22 protein-coding genes are annotated in these 21,926 nt (G+C 70.8%); 14 read left to right on the top strand and 8 right to left on the bottom strand.

What is annotated here, in order from left to right; translation table 11 throughout:
* Nucleotides 1–104 precede the first annotated feature (104 nt).
* From pstS to phoB, 6 genes are all read left to right on the top strand, one after another.
* Entirely contained in the window at nt 105–1,163 is a 1,059-nt protein-coding gene (pstS, locus tag LHA35_RS19350; protein WP_226611161.1) for a phosphate ABC transporter substrate-binding protein PstS, read from the top strand.
* Nucleotides 1,164–1,246: 83 nt separating this feature from the next.
* Nucleotides 1,247–2,230, top strand: coding sequence for a phosphate ABC transporter permease subunit PstC (pstC, locus tag LHA35_RS19355; protein WP_226611163.1), 984 nt, complete (start codon nt 1,247–1,249; stop codon nt 2,228–2,230).
* A 55-nt stretch (nt 2,231–2,285) separates the two neighbouring features.
* Nucleotides 2,286–3,140 carry a phosphate ABC transporter permease PstA gene (gene pstA / locus LHA35_RS19360; protein ID WP_226611236.1) on the top strand — a complete coding sequence of 285 codons (855 nt, stop codon included), beginning with the start codon at nt 2,286–2,288 and terminating at the stop codon, nt 3,138–3,140.
* A 68-nt stretch (nt 3,141–3,208) separates the two neighbouring features.
* Nucleotides 3,209–3,994, top strand: a complete 786-nt coding sequence (pstB, locus tag LHA35_RS19365) for a phosphate ABC transporter ATP-binding protein PstB (RefSeq protein ID WP_226611238.1) — start codon at nt 3,209–3,211, stop codon at nt 3,992–3,994.
* 25 nt (nt 3,995–4,019) lie between these two features.
* Nucleotides 4,020–4,730 (top strand): phosphate signaling complex protein PhoU, encoded by a 711-nt coding sequence (gene phoU, locus LHA35_RS19370; RefSeq protein ID WP_226611241.1) that lies wholly within the window; start codon nt 4,020–4,022, stop codon nt 4,728–4,730.
* 16 nt (nt 4,731–4,746) lie between these two features.
* Entirely contained in the window at nt 4,747–5,463 is a 717-nt protein-coding gene (gene phoB / locus LHA35_RS19375; RefSeq protein WP_226611164.1) for a phosphate regulon transcriptional regulator PhoB, read from the top strand.
* Between the two features lie 58 nt (nt 5,464–5,521).
* On the opposite strand, the gene LHA35_RS19380 is transcribed toward phoB, so the two are convergent.
* The gene (locus LHA35_RS19380) at nt 5,522–6,094 is read right to left on the bottom strand and encodes a nucleoside 2-deoxyribosyltransferase (RefSeq protein ID WP_226611165.1); all 573 of its coding nucleotides are present in this window, start codon (nt 6,092–6,094) and stop codon (nt 5,522–5,524) included.
* 160 nt (nt 6,095–6,254) lie between these two features.
* Between LHA35_RS19380 and LHA35_RS19385 the strand changes: the two genes are divergently transcribed.
* The 6 genes from LHA35_RS19385 to LHA35_RS19410 are packed head-to-tail and all read left to right on the top strand — an operon-like array spanning nt 6,255 to nt 11,641.
* On the top strand, nt 6,255–7,064 hold the full coding sequence (locus LHA35_RS19385) for an alpha/beta hydrolase (RefSeq protein ID WP_226611166.1): 810 nt from the start codon (nt 6,255–6,257) through the stop codon (nt 7,062–7,064).
* A 47-nt stretch (nt 7,065–7,111) separates the two neighbouring features.
* Nucleotides 7,112–8,290: an ABC transporter substrate-binding protein gene (locus tag LHA35_RS19390; protein ID WP_226611168.1), complete on the top strand. Its 1,179-nt coding sequence runs from the start codon at nt 7,112–7,114 to the stop codon at nt 8,288–8,290.
* 16 nt (nt 8,291–8,306) lie between these two features.
* Nucleotides 8,307–9,230 (top strand): branched-chain amino acid ABC transporter permease, encoded by a 924-nt coding sequence (locus LHA35_RS19395; protein WP_226611170.1) that lies wholly within the window; start codon nt 8,307–8,309, stop codon nt 9,228–9,230.
* A gap of 2 nt (nt 9,231–9,232) precedes the next feature.
* A complete protein-coding gene (locus LHA35_RS19400; RefSeq protein WP_226611172.1) occupies nt 9,233–10,180 on the top strand; it encodes a branched-chain amino acid ABC transporter permease in 948 nt (315 codons plus the stop codon).
* Nucleotides 10,173–10,925: an ABC transporter ATP-binding protein gene (locus tag LHA35_RS19405; RefSeq protein WP_226611174.1), complete on the top strand. Its 753-nt coding sequence runs from the start codon at nt 10,173–10,175 to the stop codon at nt 10,923–10,925. Before LHA35_RS19400 ends, LHA35_RS19405 begins: the two co-directional genes overlap by 8 nt.
* On the top strand, nt 10,925–11,641 hold the full coding sequence (locus tag LHA35_RS19410) for an ABC transporter ATP-binding protein (protein WP_226611176.1): 717 nt from the start codon (nt 10,925–10,927) through the stop codon (nt 11,639–11,641). Before LHA35_RS19405 ends, LHA35_RS19410 begins: the two co-directional genes overlap by 1 nt.
* A gap of 280 nt (nt 11,642–11,921) precedes the next feature.
* Here the strand turns inward: LHA35_RS19410 and bfr are convergent, their stop codons facing one another.
* The 7 genes from bfr to LHA35_RS19445 form a co-directional block, all read right to left on the bottom strand.
* A complete protein-coding gene (gene bfr, locus LHA35_RS19415) occupies nt 11,922–12,422 on the bottom strand; it encodes a bacterioferritin (protein ID WP_226611178.1) in 501 nt (166 codons plus the stop codon).
* Nucleotides 12,423–12,494: 72 nt separating this feature from the next.
* The gene (locus LHA35_RS19420; RefSeq protein ID WP_226611180.1) at nt 12,495–12,686 is read right to left on the bottom strand and encodes a (2Fe-2S)-binding protein; all 192 of its coding nucleotides are present in this window, start codon (nt 12,684–12,686) and stop codon (nt 12,495–12,497) included.
* Nucleotides 12,687–12,704: 18 nt separating this feature from the next.
* The gene (locus LHA35_RS19425) at nt 12,705–13,757 is read right to left on the bottom strand and encodes an extracellular solute-binding protein (protein WP_226611182.1); all 1,053 of its coding nucleotides are present in this window, start codon (nt 13,755–13,757) and stop codon (nt 12,705–12,707) included.
* Between the two features lie 179 nt (nt 13,758–13,936).
* Complete coding sequence (locus LHA35_RS19430) at nt 13,937–14,728, bottom strand: HpcH/HpaI aldolase family protein (RefSeq protein ID WP_226611184.1); 792 nt, start codon at nt 14,726–14,728, stop codon at nt 13,937–13,939.
* A gap of 102 nt (nt 14,729–14,830) precedes the next feature.
* On the bottom strand, nt 14,831–16,684 hold the full coding sequence (locus tag LHA35_RS19435) for a tetratricopeptide repeat protein (RefSeq protein WP_226611186.1): 1,854 nt from the start codon (nt 16,682–16,684) through the stop codon (nt 14,831–14,833).
* A 241-nt stretch (nt 16,685–16,925) separates the two neighbouring features.
* Nucleotides 16,926–18,548: a cisplatin damage response ATP-dependent DNA ligase gene (locus LHA35_RS19440; RefSeq protein WP_226611188.1), complete on the bottom strand. Its 1,623-nt coding sequence runs from the start codon at nt 18,546–18,548 to the stop codon at nt 16,926–16,928.
* 34 nt (nt 18,549–18,582) lie between these two features.
* Nucleotides 18,583–19,653 carry a ligase-associated DNA damage response exonuclease gene (locus tag LHA35_RS19445; protein WP_226611190.1) on the bottom strand — a complete coding sequence of 357 codons (1,071 nt, stop codon included), beginning with the start codon at nt 19,651–19,653 and terminating at the stop codon, nt 18,583–18,585.
* A gap of 185 nt (nt 19,654–19,838) precedes the next feature.
* Here LHA35_RS19445 and LHA35_RS19450 point away from each other — a divergent pair, with 185 nt between their 5' ends.
* Both LHA35_RS19450 and LHA35_RS19455 read left to right on the top strand, forming a co-directional pair.
* Entirely contained in the window at nt 19,839–20,873 is a 1,035-nt protein-coding gene (locus tag LHA35_RS19450; protein WP_226611192.1) for a sensor histidine kinase, read from the top strand.
* Between the two features lie 69 nt (nt 20,874–20,942).
* The gene (locus LHA35_RS19455) at nt 20,943–21,827 is read left to right on the top strand and encodes a hypothetical protein (protein WP_226611194.1); all 885 of its coding nucleotides are present in this window, start codon (nt 20,943–20,945) and stop codon (nt 21,825–21,827) included.
* Nucleotides 21,828–21,926: the final 99 nt, after the last annotated feature.

Below are 21,926 nucleotides of genomic sequence, written 5' to 3' on the forward strand. Positions count from 1 at the left end.
GCTTCATAAAACTGCAATCCTCCCGACTTGCCGCCGGACTAGGTAGGCGCCGCCGCTCCGGGGCCGGACTCGCCCCGGGGCCCATCCCTGTCGGAGAGAGACGCGTGAACCGACGCTCCCTGCTCATCGCATCCGGCCTCGCCGCGGCCAGCCCGCTGCTCGGCCGCCCCGCCTTCGCCCAGCAGGCGCAGATCACCGGTGCCGGCGCGACCTTCCCCCGCCCGCTCTATGAGCGCTGGGCGCAGGCCGCACGCGAGGCAACGGGCGTGCAGCTCAACTACCAATCCATTGGCTCCGGCGGCGGCATCAACCAGATCACCGCCCGGACCGTGGATTTCGGCGCCTCGGACGCGCCGCTCTCGGCCGAGCAACTCAACGAGCGCAAGCTGATGCAATTTCCGACGGTGCTCGGCTCGGTCGTGCTCTCGGCCAACCTGCCGGGCGTCGCGGACAATGCGCTCCGCCTCACGCCGGAGATCGTTGCGGACATCTTCCTCGGCAAGCTGACGCGCTGGAACGACCCGCGCATCGCCGAGGTGAACCGCGAGATCCGCATCCCGAACCTGCCGATCGGGCCTTGCTACCGGGCCGACGGCTCGGGCACGACCTGGGTCTTCACCACCTACCTCTCCCGCGTCTCGGAGGAGTGGAAGAGCGGTCCGGGCGCCGGCACCAGCATCCGCTGGCCGGTCGGCAACGGCGCGCGCGGCAATGAGGGCGTGTCGAACATCATCCGCAACACCCCGGGCGCGATCGGCTACATCGAGAACGCCTATGCGGTGGTGAACCGCATGGCGACGACGCAGCTCCGCAACAAGTCGGGCAGGTTCGTCCGCCCCGAGCCGCCGGCCTTCAACGCGGCCGCCGCGGCGGCCGACTGGACGGTGCCGAATTTCGCGGCCGACACCATCAACCTGGATGGCGAGAATGTCTGGCCGATCACCTCGCCGACCTACATCCTGCTGCCGGTGAACCCGCCGGCCGAGAAGGTGGAGGCCAGCCGCAACACCATGCGGTTCTTCGACTGGACGTTCCGCAACGGCAGCGAGATTGCCTCCCGCCTGGAATACATCCCGCTGCCGGCCTCGGCGCATGACCTCATCCGCAAGGGCTGGGGCCAGCATGTCCGCACGCCGTCGGGCGAGGCCGTCTGGACCGCCTGACCGGGCCCAGGCACCGCCCGGGTCAGGAACGGCCCGGGCGGCATGGTATTGAGGCCCCGGCAGGATTGGGGAGAACTTATCAGGTGAGCGACATCGCACTGGGCGCGCCGGCCGCCCCCGCCACGGGCCGGCGGAAGACGGCCGGATCCTTCGGCGACAGGCTCTTCGCAGGCCTCTGCCTCAGTGCCGGCATCCTCGTCCTGCTGACGCTCGGCGGCATCATCGTCACGCTGTTCATCGGCGGCCTGCCCGCCTTCCGGCATTTCGGGCTGGACTTCCTGATCTCGACCCGCTGGGACCCGGTGGAGGGGCGCGAGGAATTCGGCGCCTTCGTCTCGGTCTTTGGCACGGTCATCACCTCCGTGCTGGCGATCATCTTCGCCGTTCCGGTCGCCTTCGGCATCGCCTATTTCCTGACCGAGCTGGCGCCGCAATGGCTGCGCCGGCCGGTCGGCATCGCCATCGAGCTGCTGGCCGCCATCCCCTCCATCATCTACGGGATGTGGGGCCTGTTCGTGCTGGTCCCCTTCGTCCAGATGAACATCCAGCTCACCTTCGGCGAGGCGCTCGGGGCCATCCCGCTGGTCGGCTTCCTCTTCGCCTCCAACTCCTTCGCCGGCACCTCGATCTTCACTGCCTCGCTGGTGCTCGCCATCATGATCCTGCCATTCATCGCCGCCACCATGCGCGATGTGTTCGAGCAGGTGCCGCCGGTCTACAAGGAAAGCGCCTACGGCCTCGGTGCCACGCGCTGGGAGGTGGTGCGCGGCGTGGTCGTTCCCTATACGCGGATCTCCGTGGTCGGCGGCATCATGCTCGGCCTGGGCCGGGCACTCGGTGAGACAATGGCGGTCACCTTCGTCATCGGCAACGCCAACCGGATGCCGACCTCCATCTTCGACCCCTCCACCACCATCGCCTCCGTCATCGCCATGGAGTTCCCGGAGAGCCTGGCGGGCAGCCTCCAGCAATCGGCGCTCTTCGCCATCGGCTTCCTGCTGTTCGTGATCTCCTTCGTGGTGCTGGCGACGTCGCGCTGGCTCCTGCGCTCGCGGCTGAAGGGCTGAGACGATGAGCACGACCTCCCACACCGCCTCCCGCCCGGTCACCGACCTGGCGGCGATGCGGGCACGCGGCGCCCGCCGCGGCCGCACGGACAGGATCATCACCGCGCTGTCGCTGCTGGCGACCGCCATCGGGCTGTTCTTTCTCGCCTCGATCCTGCTCACGCTGTTCTGGCGAGGGCTCGCGGCGATGGACCTGACCATCTTCACCACCGAATTCCGCCCGACCCGCTACGGCGACGAGAGCCTGCCGAAGGGCGGCCTGCTGCATGCTATCGTCGGCAGCCTGATCCAGGTGGCGATCGGCACCGGGATCGGAACGCCGATCGGGCTTCTGGTCGGCACCTACCTCGCCGAGTACGCGCAACGGACCGCGCTGGGCAACGCCGTCCGCTTCGTCTCCGACATCCTGCTCTCGGCGCCCTCCATCCTCATCGGCCTGTTCATCTACCAGCTTGTCGTGCTGCCGATGGGCGCCTTCTCCGGCCTCGCCGGAGCCCTTGCCCTGGCCATCATCGTCATCCCGGTGGTGGTGCGCACCACGGAGGACATGCTGTCCCTGATCCCGAACACCCTGCGGGAAGCGGTGATCGGGCTCGGCGCGCCGAAATGGAAGATGATCACCCTGGTCGGCTACCGCGCGGCGCTGTCCGGCATCGTCACCGGCGTGCTGCTGGCCATCGCGCGGATCGCCGGCGAGACGGCGCCGCTCCTGCTGACCAGCTTCGGCAACTCGGTCACCTCGACCGACCTCACCCGCGCCATGGCCAGCCTGCCGATCGCGATCTACCAGCAGGCCAATTCCGGCTTCCCGGACCTGATCGAGATCGCCTGGTCGGCCGCCCTGCTCGTGACGCTCGGGGTGCTGGCCATCAACATCATCGCGCGCGTCGCGCTCCGCAAGAAGCATTGAGGGGTCCCATGAGCGATACCGGAACGGCCGCGCGGCAGCCCGCGACGCAGGAGAGAAGCTTCGGCGGCATGCAGGCCCGCTCCTCCGCGGTGCTGAACGAGACCGCGCGGATCTCGGTCAGGAACCTGGATTTCTTCTACGGCGACAACCGCGCCCTGAAATCCATCAATTTCGACCTGCCGGACCGGCAGGTGACCGGGATGATCGGCCCCTCGGGCTGCGGCAAGTCGACCCTGCTGCGCGTGCTGAACCGGATGTACAGCCTCTATCCCGGCCAGCGCGCGAGCGGCGAGGTGCTCCTCGATGGCAAGAACATCCTGGACGACGATGTGGACGTGAACGAGCTGCGGGCCAAGGTCGGGATGGTCTTCCAGAAGCCGACCCCCTTCCCGATGACGATCTACGAGAACATCGCCTTCGGCGTCCGACTGCACGAGAAGCTCTCCAAGGCGCAGATGGACGAGCGGGTGGAATGGGCGCTCTCCCGCGCCGCCATCTGGGGCGAGGTGAAGGACCGGCTGAACACCAATGCCATGGGCCTCTCGGGCGGGCAGCAGCAGCGGCTCTGCATCGCCCGCTCCATCGCGGTGCGGCCGGAGGTCATCCTGTTCGACGAGCCGACCTCCGCGCTCGACCCGATCAGCACCTTGAAGATCGAGGAGCTGATCGATGAGCTGAAGCGGGACTTCACCATCGCCATCGTCACCCACAACATGCAGCAGGCTGCCCGCTGCGCCGACCAGGTCGCCTTCTTCTACCTGGGCGAGCTGATCGAGGTGGCGCCGGCCGCGCAGCTCTTCACCGCGCCGCAGCATCCGCGGACGCAGGAATACATCACCGGCCGGTTCGGCTGAGCGGGAGGGCCGAGAGGTGGAGAAGATGCAGGAACACACCGTCCGCTCCTACGGAGAGGAGCTGCGCCGGCTGCGCGAGATGATCGCCCGCATGGGCGGCCTCGCGGAGCGGCAGGTGGCGGATGCCGTCAGCGCCCTGGTCCGCCGCGATGCGGAGCTGGCGACCGAGGTGATGGCGCGCGACGCGGAGATCGACGCGCTGGAGCGGGAGATCGAGAATTTCTGCATCCGGCTGCTGGCCCTGCGCCAGCCGGTCGGCCAGGATCTGCGGCTGGTGATCGCCTCGCTGAAGATCATCCATGCCATCGAGCGGATCGGCGACTATGCCCGCAACGCCGCCAAGCGCAGCATCGTCCTCGCGCAGCAGCCCCCCCTCGGCAGCCTCAACGGCTTCCAGCGCATGGCGGTGCTGGTGCAGGAGGAGTTGAAGGGCGCTATGGACGCCCTGGTGAACGACGACGCCGCGCGCGCGAGCGAGGTCTGGGCCAGCGACCAGTCGGTGGATGAGGTCTATAACGGCATCTTCCGCGAGATGCTGACCCATATGATGGAGGATCCGCGCAACATCACCGCGGCGACCCACCTGCTCTTCGTCGCCAAGAACCTGGAGCGGATCGGCGACCACGCCACCAACATCGCCGAGACGGTCTACTACGCCGTCAGCGGCAAGCCGATGACCGAGGAACGCCCGAAGGCCGACAGCTCGCCCTTCGCGGTCGTCCGGCCGCCGGCCTGAGCCAGGGGAGCCGCAGATGCCCGATCTGGTTCCCGGCGGCGCCCGCCCGACCATCCTGGTGGTCGAGGATGAGATCCCGCTGCTGACCCTGCTGCGCTACAACCTGGAGAAGCAGGGCTTCCGGGTGGAGGAAGCGGCCGATGGCGAGGAGGCGCTGGTCCGGGTGGCCGAGGCCAAGCCCGACTTGGTCCTGCTGGACTGGATGCTGCCGCAACTCTCGGGCCTCGAGGTCTGCCGCCAGCTCCGCCGCCGGCCGGCGACGCGCGACCTGCCCATCATCATGGTGACGGCCCGGACCGAGCAGCAGGACACGGTGCGCGCCCTCGATACCGGCGCCGATGACTACATCAGCAAGCCCTTCGCCATGGACGGGCTGCTGGCCCGCATCCGCGCGCTGCTGCGGCGTTCCGGCAGCCTGGCGACGCGCGGAATGCTGACCTTCCGCGACCTGACCATGGACCAGGACGCCCACCGCGTGTCCCGCAACGGCCGCCCGCTGCATCTGGGCCCCACCGAGTACCGGCTGCTGGAATTCCTGATGCAGCATCCGGGCCGGGTCTTCTCGCGCGAGCAGTTGCTGGACGCGGTCTGGGGGCGCGACATCCATGTCGAGCCGCGGACGGTGGACGTGCATATCCGCCGGCTGCGCAAGGCGATCAATGGCGAGGGCGAGCTGGACGTGATCCGCACGGTGCGCTCGGCCGGCTATGCGCTGGATGTGGAGGACGCCTAGGGCCGGACGCAGGCCGGCCCCGCCCCCCGCGGCGAGCCCGGGCTGAGGCGGTGGTGCCTCAGCGCGCCGCCCTGAATACCCTCGCCGCCGCCGCCACGCAGCGGGTGAAGGCCGCCAAGTCGCGCCACCGCCGCTCCGCCGGGACCTCCTCCAGCTCGAAGGCGCCGCCGGAGGCGTGGATGCCGCCCTCCAGCATCAGGTTGTCGTGGAGGTCGAATTCCTCCACCGCCATTCCCCCATCATCCTCCCAGGCGCCATCCGCCCGACGCCGCGCCGTGGGGCCCAGCGCAGCCAGGGTCCGCGCACCGAAGCGCCGCGCGACATGGCTGTAGCCGAAGACCGGCCGGCCGAGGGCGCGCATGAACCCCAGTTCATAGACCGTCCCGGCATCCGCCGAGGGCCCGCGGAAGGGGGTAAGGTTGGCGATCAGGGCATCGCAACTGCGGATATGCCCCTCATTCCCCAGGTAGATGCGCAGCCATTCCGGCTGCGCCGGATCGGGCGGGACGGGCGGAGGCTCCAGGGGAAAGACGCCGGTCAGGCCGTGCGCGGCGCAGATCGCCCGCTTCTCCGCGGCGACCGCCTCCGCATCGGCGAGGAAGACCTCGGGGCCGGCCAGGTAGATTCGCATCCCGCTTCCTAGCCCGTGCGCGGGCCGGGTGGAATCACCTCGCACCTGCATCGCCCCTGTGCGAGGAGGCGAGGCCACCCTGTCCCGGACGGCGCGTCACCACCTCGCAGGGAGCGGAACCGCATTGCCGCCCCGCGCCGCTTCGCCTTGGAATGCCGTCATGGATGCCGAAGCCGAATACAACAACCGTGCCCGGGTGCCGGAGAGCGCCGCGCTGATCGCCGGCTGGGCGCGCGACGCCGCCGCCTTCCGGGCGGGCTGGCCGCATGCGGGATACGGCCTGCCCTACGGCCCGGGGGAGCGGGAGAGGCTCGATCTCTTCCGCCCCGGTCCGGGCGAGGCCTGGCCGCTCGCCCTCTTCCTCCATGGCGGCTACTGGCAGGCGCTGGACCGCTCCTTCTTCAGCCATGTCGCCCGCGGGCTGCTGGCCGAAGGCGTCGCGGTCGCCATCCCCTCCTACGATCTCTGCCCGGCCGTGCCACTGGCGAGGATCGTGGATCAGGCCCGCGCCGCGGCGATGATGCTGCACCGGCGGAGCGGGCGGCGCCTGTTCGCCGCCGGCCACTCCGCCGGCGGCCAGCTCGCGGCGATGCTGATGGCGACCGACTGGCGCACCCTGGACCCTGCCCTGCCGGCCGGCCTGGTGCCCGCCGGCCTGCCCATCTCCGGCGTCTTCGAACTGGCGCCGCTGCTGGGGACGACCATCGCCGCGGCCCTGCGCCTGACGCCCGAGGCGGCCCGTGCCCTCTCGCCCCGCTTCCTCCCCTCCCCCGGCGGCGCGCTGCATGTCGTGGTGGGCGGCGGGGAGAGCGCCGAGTATCTCCGCCAGTCCCGAGATTTCGCCGCTGCCTGGGGCGGCGGGTTCGAGGCGCTGCCCGGCCGCGATCATTTCACGGTTCTGGACCCGCTGGCGGCGCTCGGGGGCGCGCTCGCCCGCCGCGCCGCCGCCATGGCCCTTGCGGTCGCGTGACGCTTCCCGTTTAACGCCCGCACAGCCTTTGGCCGGGGAGCAGCGGGATGACGGAGATCGGGCGGCGCATGGCGCTGGCGGGTGCGGCAGGGCTGCTGGCGGCGCCGGCGGTGGCGCGGGCGCAGGGGCCTGGCGTGAAGATCGGGCTGGTCGCGGTGCTGACCGGGCCGCAGGCCGCGCTCGGCACCCAGACGCGGGACGGCTTCCTGCAGGGGCTGAAGCACCTGGACGGCAGACTCGGCGGCCTGCCGGCCGAGGTGCTGGTCATCGATGACGAGCTGCGGCCCGAGGTCGCGGTCACCAAGGTCCGCGCCGCGATCGAGCGGGACAAGGTCGATTTCGTCGTCGGCGTCGTCTTCTCCAACATCCTCGGTGCCATCATCCGGCCGGTCACGGAATCGAACACGATCCTGATCTCGACCAATGCCGGGCCTTCGACGATCGCCGGCCGCGGCTGCCACCCGCTGTTCTTCGCGGCGTCCTACAACAACGACCAGGTCCATGCGGTGATGGGCCAGGCGGCGCAGGATGCCGGCTACCGGCGGGTCTTCCTGCTGACCCCGAACTACCAGGCCGGCCGCGACGCCATGGCCGGCTTCAAGAGCCGCTTCAAGGGCGAGGTGGTGGACGAGGTCTACATCCCCCTGACCCAGCTCGACTTCTCGGCGGAACTGGCAAGGATCGCGGCAGCCAGGCCGGATGCGCTATTCACCTTCATGCCGGGCGGGCTCGGCGTGAACCTGGTGCGGCAGTACCGTCAGGCGGGGCTGGCCAATATCCCCTTCCTCTCGACCTTCACGGTCGATGAGGCGACGCTGCCGGCGCAGCAGGACGCCGCGCTCGGCTTCTATTCCGCCTCCACCTGGGCACCGAACCTGGACAACCCGCGCAACAGGCGGTTCGTCGCGGATTTCGAGGCGAGCCATGGCTATGTGCCCGCCAGCTACGCCGCGCATGCCTATGACGCGGCGGCGCTGCTGGACAGCGCGATCCGCAAGGTGGGCGGCAAGCTCTCCGACAAAGATGGGCTGCGGGCGGCGATCAAGGCGGCGGAATTCGATTCGGTCCGCGGCCGCTTCCGCTTCGGCGCCAACCAGTTCCCGGTGCAGGATTTCTGGCTCTGCCAGGTCGCGAAGCGGCCGGACGGCAAATTCCAGACCGAGGCGGTGAGGCGCGTGCTGGAGAACGACGTCGACCCCTACGCGGCCGAGTGCCGGATGCGCTGAGGCACCTGCGCCGGGCATGACCATCCAATTGCTGCTGGTGCAGGCGCTGAACGGCCTGCAGCTCGGCGTGCTGCTCTTCCTGGTGGCGGCGGGGCTGACGCTGGTTTTCGGCGTCATGGATTTCATCAACCTCGCCCATGGCGTGCAGTACATGCTGGGCGCCTATCTGGGCGCCAGCCTAGCGGCGCTGACTGGCAGCTTCTGGTGGGCGCTGCTGCTTGCCCTGCCGGCGGCGCTCGCCATCGGGTTGCTGCTGGAATGGCTGGTCTTTCGCCATCTCTATGATCGCGACCACCTCTCCCAGGTGCTGGCGACTTTCGGCGTCATCCTCTTCCTCAACCAGGCCGTGAAGGCGGTCTGGGGCACGGCGCCGCTGCAGATGCCGGTGCCGGACCTGCTCTCGGGCGGCATCTCCCTGATGCCGGGGCTGCAATACCCGGTCTATCGCCTGGCGATCCTGGTGGCCGGCCTCGCCATCGCGCTGCTGCTCTGGCTGCTGGTGGAGCGGACCAGGGCCGGCGCCCTGGTCCGTGCGGGCGCGAGCAACCGGCCGATGCTGGCGGCACTCGGCATCGATACGGGGCGGCTCTTCATGCTGGTCTTCGGCTTCGGCGCCATGCTGGCGGGCTTCGCGGGCGTGATGGCGGCGCCGATCCTCTCGGTCGAGCCCGGCATGGGCGACACGGTGCTGATCCTCGCCTTCGTGGTCATTGTCATCGGCGGCATCGGCAGCGTGCGCGGCGCCTTCCTGGCCGCCCTGCTGGTCGGACTGATCGAGACGCTCGGCCGATCCCTGATGCCGGACCTGATGCGGATCTTCCTCGCCCCGGCGCCAGCACGGCAGGCCGGGGCGGCGCTCGCCTCCATGCTGGTCTATGTGGCGATGGCGGCGATCCTGGCCTTCCGGCCGCGCGGCCTCTTCCCGGCGCGCGGGGGCTGAGCATGGCGCGGCTGCGGGGTGCGGCGCTGCCGCTGCTGGTGCTCGCGCTGCTGGCGGCAGCGCCCTTCCTGGGCTTCGGCGCCGGCCATGCGCTGACCCTGCTGGCGCGCGGCATGATCCTCGGCATCGCCGCGCTTGGCCTCTGGCTGCTGGTGGGCGGGGCGGGGCTGGTCAGCCTCGGCCATGCCGCCATGCTCGGCATCGGCGCCTATGCCGTGGTGGTGCTGGATGCGGCCGGCATCTCGGAGGCAGCGGTGGTGCTGCCGGCCGCGATGGGCGCGGCGGCGCTGTTCGCCCTGCTGACGGGCGCGATCGCCATCGGTACCAGCGGCGTCCATTTTATCATGATCACCCTGGCCTTCGCCCAGATGGCCTTCTTCACCACCGGGTCGCTCTCGGCCTATGGCGGTGATGACGGCTACACGCTCTATGGCCGCACCACGGTGCTCGGCGCACGCTGGCCAGAGGATCGCCTCGCCTTCCACTATCTCTGCCTCGGCCTGCTGGCGGCGGTGCTGGCGCTCTGCCAGGTCCTCCTGGCATCCCGCTTCGGCCGGGTGCTGCGGGCGGCGAAAGAGAATGCGGAGCGCGTCCAGGCGGTGGGGTTCAACCCCTACCCCTACCGGCTCGTCGCCTACACCATCGCCGGCGGCATCGCCGGCCTGGCCGGGCTGCTGCTGGCCAATGCCACCGAATTCGTCGCCCCCTCCTTCCTGGCCTGGCAGCGCTCCGGCGACCTGCTCTTCATGGTCATCCTGGGCGGGCTCGGCGCGCCGCACGGCGCCATCCTTGGCGCGCTGGCCATCGTGCTGCTGGAGGAATGGCTGGCCGGCTTCACCGAGCACTGGCGGCTGATCTTCGGTCCGCTGCTGGTGCTGGCCGTGCTCTTCCTGCGTGGTGGCCTGGCCGGCCTGCCGGGGCAACTCCGGGGGCTGCTGCGCCGTGGCTGAGCCGATCCTGCGCCTGGAGCGCCTGCGCAAGCGCTTCGGTGGCCTGACCGTGACGGACGATGTCTCGCTCGCGGTCGCGCCCCGCGGTCTCCATGCCGTCATCGGCCCGAACGGCGCCGGCAAGACCACGCTGATCCATCAGATCAGCGGCTCGCTGCGCCCCGATGCCGGGCGGATCCTCTTCGAGGGCCGGGACGTCACCGCACTGCCGGTGCACCGCCGCGCCCGGCTTGGGCTCGCCCGCAGCTTCCAGATCACCTCCGTCCTGCCCGGCTTCTCCGCGCTGGAGAATGTGGCGCTCGCGGTGCAGGCGCGGAGCGGCTCCTCCTTCCGCTTCTGCCGGCCTGCCGCCGGGGAGCGCCGGCTGAACGCGCCGGCCATCGCGGCGCTGGAGCAGGCCGGCCTCGGCGCCCGCACCCATGCGCCGGCCGGCGCCCTCTCCCATGGCGAGAAGCGCCAGCTTGAACTCGCCATCGCCCTCGCCCTGGAGCCCCGCCTGCTGCTGCTGGACGAGCCGCTGGCGGGCACCGGCCCGGAGGAGGCGGAACGGTTGATCGGCATCCTCGGCGCGCTCAAGCAGGACCACGCCATCCTGCTGGTCGAGCACGACATGCAGGCGGTCTTCGCCCTGGCCGATGTCATCTCCGTCCTGGTCTATGGCCGCGTCATCGCGACCGACACGCCGGCGGCGGTCCGCGCCAGCGCCGAGGTGCGGGCGGCCTATCTGGGCGAGGACGCCGCCTGATGCTGGTGGTCGAGGACCTCTCCGCCGCCTATGGCGGCGCCCAGGCACTCTCGGGCGTCACGCTGCATGTCGGCGCCGGCGAGGTGGTGACGCTGCTCGGCCGCAACGGCATGGGGAAGACGACGACGGTGCGCGCCGTCATGGGGTTGCTGCCCTCGGTCGGCGGGCGCCTCCTGGGCGGCCGGATCGGCTTCGAGGGGGCGGTCCTCACCGCCCAGCCGCCGCATCGCGTGGCGCAGCGCGGCCTCGGCCTGGTGCCGGAGGGGCGGCAGGTCTTCCCGACCCTGAGCGTGGAGGAGAACCTGACCGCCACGGCCGCCAATCGTGGCGGCGGCACGCCGCGCTGGACCCTGGCGGCGGTCTACGCGCTCTTCCCGCGGCTCGCGGAGCGACGCCGCAACATGGGCGCGCAGCTCTCGGGCGGGGAGCAGCAGATGCTGGCGATCGGCCGCGCGCTGATGACCAACCCGAAGCTGCTGATCCTGGACGAGGCGACGGAGGGGCTGGCGCCGCTGATCCGCGCCGAGATCTGGGCGGTGCTTGCGCGGCTGAAGCAGGAGGGCCAGGCCATCCTGCTGATCGACAAGACCTTGTCGGAGGTGATGCGGCTCGCCGACCGACATGTGGTGCTGGAGAAGGGCCGCACGGTCTGGGCCGGCAACAGCGCGGCGCTGGCCGCCGATCCGAAGATCCGCGAAGACCACTTGCATGTTTGATGCCGGGCGGCAGGGGGCGGACCGGCCTCGACATGCCGGCTGCATCGAACGCCGCGCGGGGTAGGCGGGTACCATCGCGGCACGCGGTGCCGCGCCCTTGCGGCGTCGCCGCGGACCGAAGCGGCTGCCTGTGCAGCCGGCAGGCCGGATCGGCCCGCCGGCGATGGCGGATCAGCGTCCAGCCCTGAACGCCAGCCCGCTGTGGATCATTGGCTGCAGAGCAGCGTCCCGCTTCCGCGCGTTCACGCCCGGAAGCGATTTGCGCCGCCGGGACGGGGCGCTACTCGCCGCCCGCCTCGTGCTGCTCGGGCGCCGAGGCGCTGTTGAGCTGGATGTAGTTCTGGATGCCGATCAGCTTGATCAGGTCGAACTGCCGCTCGATGAAATCGACATGCTCCTCCTCATTGTCGAGGATGCGGCGGAACAGGTCGCGGGAGACGTAGTCGCGGACGCTCTCCATATAGGCGATGCCCTCGCGCAGGTCGGACATCGCCTTTTCCTCCAGCTTCAGGTCGGACTGCAGGATCTCCTCGACCGTCTGGCCGATGAGCACCTGGTTCAGCCGCTGGACATTGGGGATGCCGCCGAGGAAGAGGATGCGCTCGATCAGCCAGTCGGCGTGACGCATCTCCTCGATCGACTCGTCGTATTCGTGCTTGCCGAATTTCGTCACGCCCCAGTGCCGGAGGATACGGGCGTGCAGGAAGTACTGGTTGATGGCGGTCAGCTCATTGGTGAGCTGGGTGTTGAGGAACTCGACGACCTTTGGATCGGACTTCATTCGGGCAACTCCCGGCACAGGACCACAGGATAATGGTCCGTGCCGGCATTGCCGCAAGCCCGCACCTCACGATCAGGGGAGGCCGGCGATGCTCCCGGATTGGGTCGGCGTCTCGCGGATCATGGTCAGGATGGTCTTGGTGCAGACGCCGCACTGGGCGGTGCCGCCGCAGGCGCAATAGACGTCCTTCGGACGGCGCGCGCCCTTGGCGATGGCATCGGCAAGCTGCGCATCGCTCAGCGCATTGCAGAGACAGACGATCACGGTCCCGATCCCCCCGGATCAGCGCCAGCCGGAGCGCTGCAGGATCTGCAGCGCCTGGGCGGCATGGGCATTGGTCTTCTCGGCATCCACCGGCTCGGCGCGGAAGCGCCCCATGGCCTCCAGCGCCGGGTGCAGCGGCGCGTCCGGCACCGCGGGGTATTCCATGTTGCCGAGCGCAATCGCGGCCTGGGCCTTGTCGCTGGTGAGATATTCCAGGAGGTGGGCGGCATTGTCGCGGTTCGGCGCGGTCTTCACCAGGCCGGCGCCCGAGATGTTCACATGCGTGCCGCGGTCACCCGCGCCCTGGTTGGGAAAGATCACGCCGATGCGCTTGAACAGCGCCTGGTCTTCCGGCTTCTGGGAGGCACCGAAAGCCGCGAGGTAGTAGGTGTTGGCCAGCGCCAGGGTGCACTGCCCGGCCGGGATGGCACGGAACTGGTCGCGGTCGCCGCCCTGCGGCGGGCGCGCCAGGTTGGCGGCGACGCCCTTCGCCCAGGCTTCGGTCTTCTCCGGCCCGTCCGACATCAGGATCGAGGCGACAAGGCTGATGTTGTAGGGGTGGTTGGAGGAGCGGACGCAGAGCCCGGCGCCGGCCGGCCCGGACAGATCCTCGTAGCGGTTGAGGCCCTGCGGCGCGCCCTTCTCCTTGTCATACATGATGACCCGGGCGCGCTGGGAAATGGCGAACCAGAGCCCGTCTTTGGACCGCAGCGCGGCGGGGATGCGCTGCTCCACCACCGGCGACCGGAAGGGCGCGAGAATGCCGGCATTGGCGGCGCGGGCGAGGCGCGCGGCATCCACCGTGATGAAGACGTCGGCCGGGCTGTTCGCGCCCTCGTTCCGGATGCGCTCGATAAGCTGGTCGGCATCGCCCTCGATCAGGCGGATGCGGATGCCGGTCTCCCGGGTGAAGGCCTCATAGAGCGCGCGGTCGCTGTCGTAATGGCGCGAGGAATAGAGATTGACCTCCTGCGCATCGGCGGCAGGGGCCAGGCCGAGCGCGGCGAATCCGGCGGCGAAGAGGCCGAGCAGGCGGCGCCCCAGGGGAGGAAGCGTCGGGCGGGAGGTCATGACGTCACTCCGTGCGTGTCGGAGTTGTTGATAGAGATAATGAGAACCATTCGCAAGTGCCTCTCGGCGGCATCCCGGAAAAACCCTGCCCGACGGCCAGCGGCCTCGCCTTGCGCTGGCGCAAGCGGCAGCGAGGTGCCGCGGCAGGCCCGCCCCGCGGGGGCGGGCCTGCCGGCGGGTCAACCGGCCGGCTGGAGGCCGCGGAGGAACTTCGCCCGCGCTGTGGCGCCGGCCATCAGGAAGCTCTGGTCGTTGCCCGAGAGCAGCAGCCGCGCGCCGAGGCCAATATAGGTGGCGGCATGCACCTCGTCATAGACGCCGCCCATGCCGAGCGTCTTGCCATGTCGCTTGCAGGCGGCCGCCACGGCCTCATAGGCCGCCATCACGCGCGGATGGCCGATCTGGCCGCTGATGCCCATGCTGGCCGTCAGGTCGCTGGTGCCGATCATCAGCGCATCGATCCCCGGCACGGCGGCGATGGCATCCGCGGCCTCGACCGCCTCCGGCGTCTCGATCATCACCGTGACCAGGATCGCCTCGTTCAGCTCCGCCTGGGCCTCGGCATTTGAGGGCGGCAGCATGTTGTAAGCGAAGGGCGGGCCGCCCCAGCTCCGCGTGCCGATGGGCGGGAAGCGGTAGGCGGCGGCGACCGCCCTCGCCTCCTCCGCCGTATCGACATGCGGCACGACCACGCCCATGGCGCCGTTGTCGAGCGCCCGCGTCCCCTCGAAGAGCGCGTCCTTGCAGCAGCGCACGATCGGCGTGACGCCCTGGTTCAGCGCGGCGATCGCGATCTGCGTCGCCTCGTGCACCGACATGGCGCCATGCTCCATATCGATGAACAGCCAGTCGAAGCCGGCCGCCGCGGCGATCATCCCGGTGCCGGCAGTGCGCAGGTGGTGCACGCCGAAGCCGAGCGCGAGTTCATCCTTCGCCAGGCGCTGCTTCACGCGGTTCGGTGCGAGTGGCATGGACGCTTCCCCCGATGGTTCCTGTTCGGGGCGGAGCATGCGTTCCTGCGGCGGCCCGCGCAACCCGCAGGGGGGGAACACCGCCCCCCTGCAGCCTGCCGGTCAGAGCCGTTCCACCACCGGCGGCTCGGCGCCGAACCAGCTCTTTTGCAGCATGGACCGCGCCTTCTCGGCGCCCTCGGCATCGCCCCGCATCTCGGCGGCCTTCAGCAGGCCGGCCGCCGCCCAGGCATTGTTCGGCACGCGCCTGAGGGCCTGGCGGAAGGCCTCCTCCGCCTCCGCCGGCTTGCGCTGCGCCAGCAGCGCCGCGCCGAGCGACTGGTGCACCGGGTAGTACCAGAAGGGCGGCTCCATATAGGGCAGCGTGTCCTGGATCGCCGCCGCCTCGGTGAAGAGCGTCGCCGCCCTGGCATGGTCGCCGGCCGCCTGGGCGATGCGGGCATTCACCACCCGCTCGGCGATGCCGAGCACCTCGGGCGCCGGCACGCCATCCGCGGGCAGGGCCTGGATCTGCCGCGCCTTGGCCAGTTCGCCGATCGCAGCGGCTTCCGCGCGCGCCTCATCGGCGCGGCCCGACTGGACGAGCGCGACGCCGCGGGCATAGTGCCAATGGGCGCGGATATAGGGGAATTCCTCCGCCGGCGCCGGCAGCGCCAGGATCGTCTCGGGCGCCGAGAAGCGCGCATGCGCGACGAAGGGCGCCGAGGCGACCGGCTGGGTCAGGCCGGGAAAGGCGCGCTTCGCCTCGTCCGCGACAAGGGCGGCGAGGCGCGTGGCCGCCTCCACCGCGCGCGGCCCGTCGCCGCCCATCAAAGAGGAGACCATGACGAAGTGGACGTTGTGCGCGAAATAGCCTTGCGCATAGAGCGGGCTGGCGCCGCCGCGGGCGATCTGCGCCTCATCCGCCGCGACCGCCGCCAGGTTGCTCTCCAGGCTCTCGCGCCACAGGCCGAGGCGGTACCAGATATGCGCCGGCATATGCACGATATGCCCGGCGGCCGGCATCAGCGCCGCCAGCCGCGCCGCATGCGGCGCCGCGCGCTCCGGCCGGTCGGAGGCCTCGACGGCGTGGATGTAGAGATGGATGGCGCCGGGGTGCAGCGGGTTGGCGGTGATGGGCGAGGGCCGCGCGCCGAGCACGCCTTCCAGCAGCGCCACGATCTGCTCGGTCGCGCCCTTCGGCTTGCGGCCGGCATCCTCCCAGTAGTCCCAGGGCTGCAGGTTCATCAGCGCGTCGGCGGTCAGCATCGCCACCTCCGGGTCGGCCGGCCAGCGCGCCTGCACCTGCCGCATGGCATCCGCATAGGCCTGGTCCAGCGCCTTGCGCTCCGCCCCCTGGGTCGTCCGCGCATCGGCCGAGTAGCGCTTCGACAGCGCCTCGATCAGCGCGGCGCGCATCTCTCCGGGCATTCCTGCCTCTCGGGACACAAGCTGGCGGGCGCGCTCGATCGCGGCGACGGCGCGGCGATTGGCATCCTCCTCCATGATGAAGTTGATATGCGGGCCGAGCACATAGGCCTCGCCCCAGTAGCACATGGCGCAGTCCGGATCGGCCTGCTGGGCCATGCGGAAGGCGCGCGCGGCCTCGGCATGGTTGAAGCCCCAGGCCCAGCGATAGCCCTGGTTGAACCAGGCCTGCGCCTCGGCACTGGTGGTGCCGGCCGGCCAGGTAAGCGTGCCTAGCTCCGGATTCAGCACCGGCGGCGCATCGCTGGTCGGCGCCGCGGCACCGCGCGGCAGGTCCGGCACATGGCCGCCGAGTTCGGTGCGACGCGGCGTCGCGGCGCGGGCGCTCTCGGCCTGCGGCAGGGCGGGATTGATGCGGAAATGGTCGTGCTGCTGCTGCGCAGCGGGAGACTGCGCGGCATGGTCATGCGCCTGCTGCGCACGGAGCGGCGCGGCACAGAGCGCGGTGCCGGCGAGCAGCAGGCCCAGCAGCGGGACGGGTTTCTTCATGGCGCGTCCTCCCAGCAAGCGGCAGCGATGGACTGCCGCGCCGCGGCCAGCATAGGAAAGGCGTGGACACGGCCGGGAACGAGAAATGCTGATGCCGCGGATCAGCGGCGCTCATGCCGGCCGCGGGCGACGACGCTTCGCCCTGATATCCCTGCGCAGGCCGCGAAGCACCGCCGGCGACGGCCCGCGACGGCCTGTGCGCCAGGTCACAGCGCGCCGGCGGGGGCCGCAACCGCAACTGTCAGCCGGCCGCGTCCTCCTCGGCCGGGGCGCGCCGTTCGACATAGGACATCAGGTTGTCCAGCCGGTCCGCCTCGCTCGCCGGCTTGTCCGTCCGGATGCGGGCGATGCGCGGGAAGCGCAGCGCGACGCCCGACTTGTGCCGGGAGCTGAGCTGCGCCGCATCGAAGATCACCTCCAGCACCAGGCTCTTCTCCACCTCCCGCACCGGGCCGAAGCGGCCGGTGGTGTGGTTGCGGATCCAGCGGTCCAGCCAGGCGAGCTCCTCATCCGTATAGCCGGAATAGGCCTTGCCGACCGGCACCAGCTCCTCGCCGCCTTCCCCGTCCGGGCGCCACAAGCCGAAGGTGTAGTCGCTGTAGAAGCTGCTGCGCTTGCCATGGCCACGCTGCGCGTACATCAGCACGGCGTCGATCGAGAGCGGGTCGCGCTTCCATTTCCACCACAGCCCCTTCTGCCGCCCGGCGGCATAGGGGCTGTCGGCGCGCTTCAGCATCAGCCCCTCGATCGAGGCGGCACGCGCCCCGTCCCGGATCTCCGCCAGTTGCGCGACGGAGCCGAAGGCGATCTGCGGCGAGAGGTCCATCCGCGCCGGCGCGATGCGCGCCACCCAGTCCTCCAGACGCGCGCGGCGCGCATCGAAAGGCAGCGGGCGGAGATCCTCGCCGCCCTCGAAGAGCAGGTCGTAGAGCCGGACGCCGGCCGGGAAGTCGCGCATCATCCTCGGCGTCACCGCCTTGCGGTTCAGCCGCTGCTGCAGCTCGGCGAAGGGCGCGACCACCCCATCGCGGATGACCAGCAGCTCGCCATCCAGCACCGCATGGAATTCCATCGCCTCCGCGATCTCGGGGAAGGCATTGGTGATGTCCTCCCCGCCGCGGGACCAGAGCCGCCGCCCACCCGGCCCGGCGGTGAGCTGCACGCGGATGCCGTCCCATTTCCACTCGGCGCGCCATTCCTCCGGCCGCAACGCGGCGACATCCGCATCCTCCAGCGGATGGGCGAGCATCAGCGGGCGGAAAACCGGCGCCTCGCGCGGGTCGGGCTTGTCCGCATTGCCCTCCAGCCAGCGGAACAAAGCAAGGTATGGCGGCGCAACGCCATGCCAGACCTCCTCGATCTCCTCGACCGGCTTGCCGGACCACTCCGACAGTGCCACGCGCGCCAGCCGCCCGGAGACGCCGACACGCAGTCCGCCGGTGATGAGCTTGATCAGCGCCAGCCGCCCGGAACTGTCCAGCGTATCCAGCCAGCCGCCGATCAGCGCCGGCAGTTCGGGCTTCGGCGTCAGTTCCAGCGCCTCCACCACCTCGGACAAAGCGGGCGGGGGCGTGTTCACGCCGGCGCGGACGGGCCAGATCAGCGCAACGGTCTCGGCGAAGTCGCCGACATAGTCATGGGAGAGCGCGAGCAGCACCGGGTCGGTCCGCGCCGCCACCAGGTCGCGGATCAGGGAAGGCTTGGCGGCGGTGAAGACCAGCTCCTCGGTCAGCGCGGCGAGGCCGACGCCGCGGTCCGGGTCCGGCTGCGTCGCGAACCAGTCCCGCAGCAGGGCAAGTTTGGCGTTGCGCCCGGGGGTGAAGACCAGCCGCTCCAGCAGCGCGGCGAAGGCGGGGACGCTCATGGCGCGCCCCGGCCAGACAGGTCACGGCCCCCCGTCATGCCTGGACCCCGCCCTCGGCGGCGGAAGCCGGCTCGGCCACCTCCGGTGCCGGCCCCTCATCCTCCTCGCCGAGGCCCACCAGGTGCAGCGCCCGGCCGCGGATGCCGCGCAGCGCCAGGGCATGCACCAGCGCATCGTCGCGGCCATGCGTCACCCAGACCTCGGGCGCGCCCACCTCATCAATGGTGCGGTTCAGCTCGTCCCAATCGGCATGGTCGGAGATGACCAGCGGCAGTTCCACGCCGCGCATCTTCGCGCGCTGGCGCACCCGCATCCAGCCGCTCGCCACCGCCACCACCGGCTCCGCCAGCCGCCGCGCCCAGCGATCCTGCACGGCGGAGGGCGGCGCCAGCACGATCGCACCCTTCAGCGCCGCCTTGTTGGCGACGGTCGCCGGCGCGAGCGGGCCGAGCGCCACACCCAGCTCCTCATACAGCCGGCAGAGCGAGGCCAGCGCCCCATGCAGGTGGATCTGGGCATCCCATCCCGCCTCCCGCAGCAGCCGGATCAGCCGCTGGCACTTGCCGAGCGCGTAGCAACCGACGACATGGGTGCGCTCCGGGAACAGCGCCAGGCTCTTCAGCAGCTTCGCCACCTCCGCCTCGGGCGGCGGATGGCGGAAGACCGGCAGGGCAAAGGTCGCCTCGGTGACAAAGACGTCGCAGGGAACGGGCTCGAAGGGGGCGCAGGTGGGGTCGCGCTGGCGCTTGTAGTCGCCGGAGATCACGGCACGGCTCCCCTGCCAGTCCAGCACCACCTGCGCCGAGCCGAGCACATGCCCGGCAGGCGCCAGCCGGATCGCCACGCCGCCCTGTTCCAGCACCTCCCCCGGGCGGATCGGCTGCTGCGCGGCGCCCGCCGCCCCCTCCCCCATCCGGGCCCGCATGATCGCGAGCGTCTCGGGCGTCGCGAGCACGGCATCATGGCCCGGGCGGGCATGGTCGGCATGGCCATGGGTGATGACGGCGCGCCCGACCGGCCGCACCGGATCGATGAAGAAGCCGCCCGGTTCGCAGTAGAGCCCCTGGGGGGTCACGCGCAGCCAGGATTCCGGATGCGGAGGCATTTATTACGGATAATCCTTCTGCCGCGTTGCCCCGGGGGCAGGGTCATGCTGATCCAGACCCCGAAGGAAACTGTGGGCTGCCGGTCGCGAGACAAGCAGGAGCTTGATTTCCACGGAACCCGCGGATGTGCCATGCGTCATCCAAGATCGGCTGCGCAACGGCAGCGGGCGGGGGATCATGCCGTATGGCGGCGGAGGAGGCAGAACCGAGCGGTTTGGAAACCCTGGTGGAGGAGGCGCAGTTTCGCGCCCTTGCCGATCACGCGCCAGTGATGATCTGGCGCGCCGACCTCAGCAAGGGCTGCGACTACTTCAACCAGCCCTGGCTGGACTTCACCGGCCGGACGCTGGAGCAGGAACTCGGGCATGGCTGGACGGAGGCCGTGCACCCCGACGACCTCGAGCGCTGCCTGCGGACCTATACCGAGGCCTTCGACGCGCGGCGCGAATTCTCCATGGACTACCGCCTGCGCCGGCATGACGGCGCCTGGCGCTGGCTGCTGGACAAGGGCAGGCCGCTCTATCTGAAGGGCCGGTTCGTCGGCTTCATCGGCAGCTGCGTGGACTATACCGAGGCGCGGCAGGCGCTGGATGACCACCGCAAGGCGCTGGAGGAGCGGGAGACGCTGCTCTCCGAGCTGCACCACCGGGTCAAGAACAACGCCCAGGCGACCACCTCCTTCCTCAGCCTGCAGGCCAGCCGGGCGAGCGACCCGGCGGTCGCCGCGGCCCTGCGCGGGGCGGCGACGCGGGTGATGCTGGCGACTCTGGTGCAGGACCGCATGTTCCGCGTGCCGCCTGATGCCGGGGTGGATCTGGGGCCGGAACTGGCCACCACTGCCCAGACCGCGCTGGAGGTCACTGGCCGGCCGGGCATCACCCTCGACCTGCATCTGGAGGACCGGCTGACCCTGCCCGTCGCGCAGGCGACGCCGATCGCGCTGATCGTCAACGAGTTGGTGGTGAACGCCGCGCGCCACGCCTTCCCCGGCGGGCGGGCGGGGCGGATCCGCCTCGCGGTCCGCCGGGCCGGGCCGGGTCTCGGCGAGGTGATGGTGGAGGATGACGGCATCGGCCTGCTGGAGGCCCCACGGCGGAACACGCCGCAGGGCTGCCTCGGCCTGCATCTGATCCCCCGTCTGGCGCGCCAGGCGCATGCCAGCCTGAAGCTGGATGGCAGCCAGGGTGTCCGCGCGACGGTCCGTTTCGCCTGCCGCTGAGGCTCTGCGGCGCTGTGAGGCCATGTGCTGCGCGGCATCCTGCCCAGGCGCGGAGGCGGGCGTGGAGACATGACCCGCCGGCCGCGTTGCGGCACCGGAGCCCAGCAGGGACCTGCCATGCCGCGCTGCCTGCCGCCGCTGCTCCTCGGCCTCCTGCTCCTGCCCCTGGCCCCGGCCGCGGCGCAGGACGAGCCGATCGAGCTGGCCGACGACCCTTTCGAGATCACCGACCCCATCGCCGCCGCCCCCGGCGCGGCGGAGATTGCCTTCGTCGGCGCCTATGAGCGGGCAAGGCGGGGTCGCGTCCGCAGCACCCTGGCAGCGGAGACGGAGCTCGAGATCGGGGTGGTGCCCGGCCTGGAACTGCGCATCGGCCAGGCCGGCGCCCGCGGCAACCTGGAGACCCGGCGGCGGCTGGGCAATCTCGACGAAGCCGAGGCGACGGAGAACGGGCGGGAGGCCGCCTGGGGCGGCGCGACGCAGCTTGGCGCCCTCTACCAGCTCACCGATGACCGCGGCGCGCAGCCGGCCATCGGCCTGCTCGGGCGGATGCGAACGCTCTACGGTCCCGGCCGGCCCGGCCATGAGGCGGAGGCCGTCGCCCTGATCGGCAAGACCCTCCGGCGCGGGGAGCGGCCGCTCGGCCTCCACCTCAATCTCGGCTGGGTGTCGCGCCTCGACCCGCTGCCGGGTGAGCGGCCGAGCCGCGCCCTGTTCAGCGCCTCGGTCGGGCAGGCGGTCTCGCCCAGCACGGCGCTGGTCCTGACCTATGCCTGGGAGCAGCAGGAGCGCGGCGACAGTGACTTCAGCCTGGTCCAGGCCGGCCTGCGCCACCGGCTGCCCGGTGGGCGGGTGGTGCTCGGCCTCGCCGCGGGGGTCGGGACGAACCGGGATTCGCCGCGCTTCCAGCTCGCCTTCGCCGTGCAATGGCAGCTCAGCGAGGGCTGGCGCTGAACCCGGGCGGCCCCACCTTCCCTGCGACCGAACTGCCCGCCATAGTGCCGCCCGCATGGGAACATTGCCGGAACCTTTTGCCGCCTGGTTCGCCGGGCG

This window comes from Roseicella aerolata, from assembly GCF_020523605.1.
In the GTDB taxonomy this organism is placed as follows: domain Bacteria; phylum Pseudomonadota; class Alphaproteobacteria; order Acetobacterales; family Acetobacteraceae; genus Paracraurococcus; species Paracraurococcus aerolatus.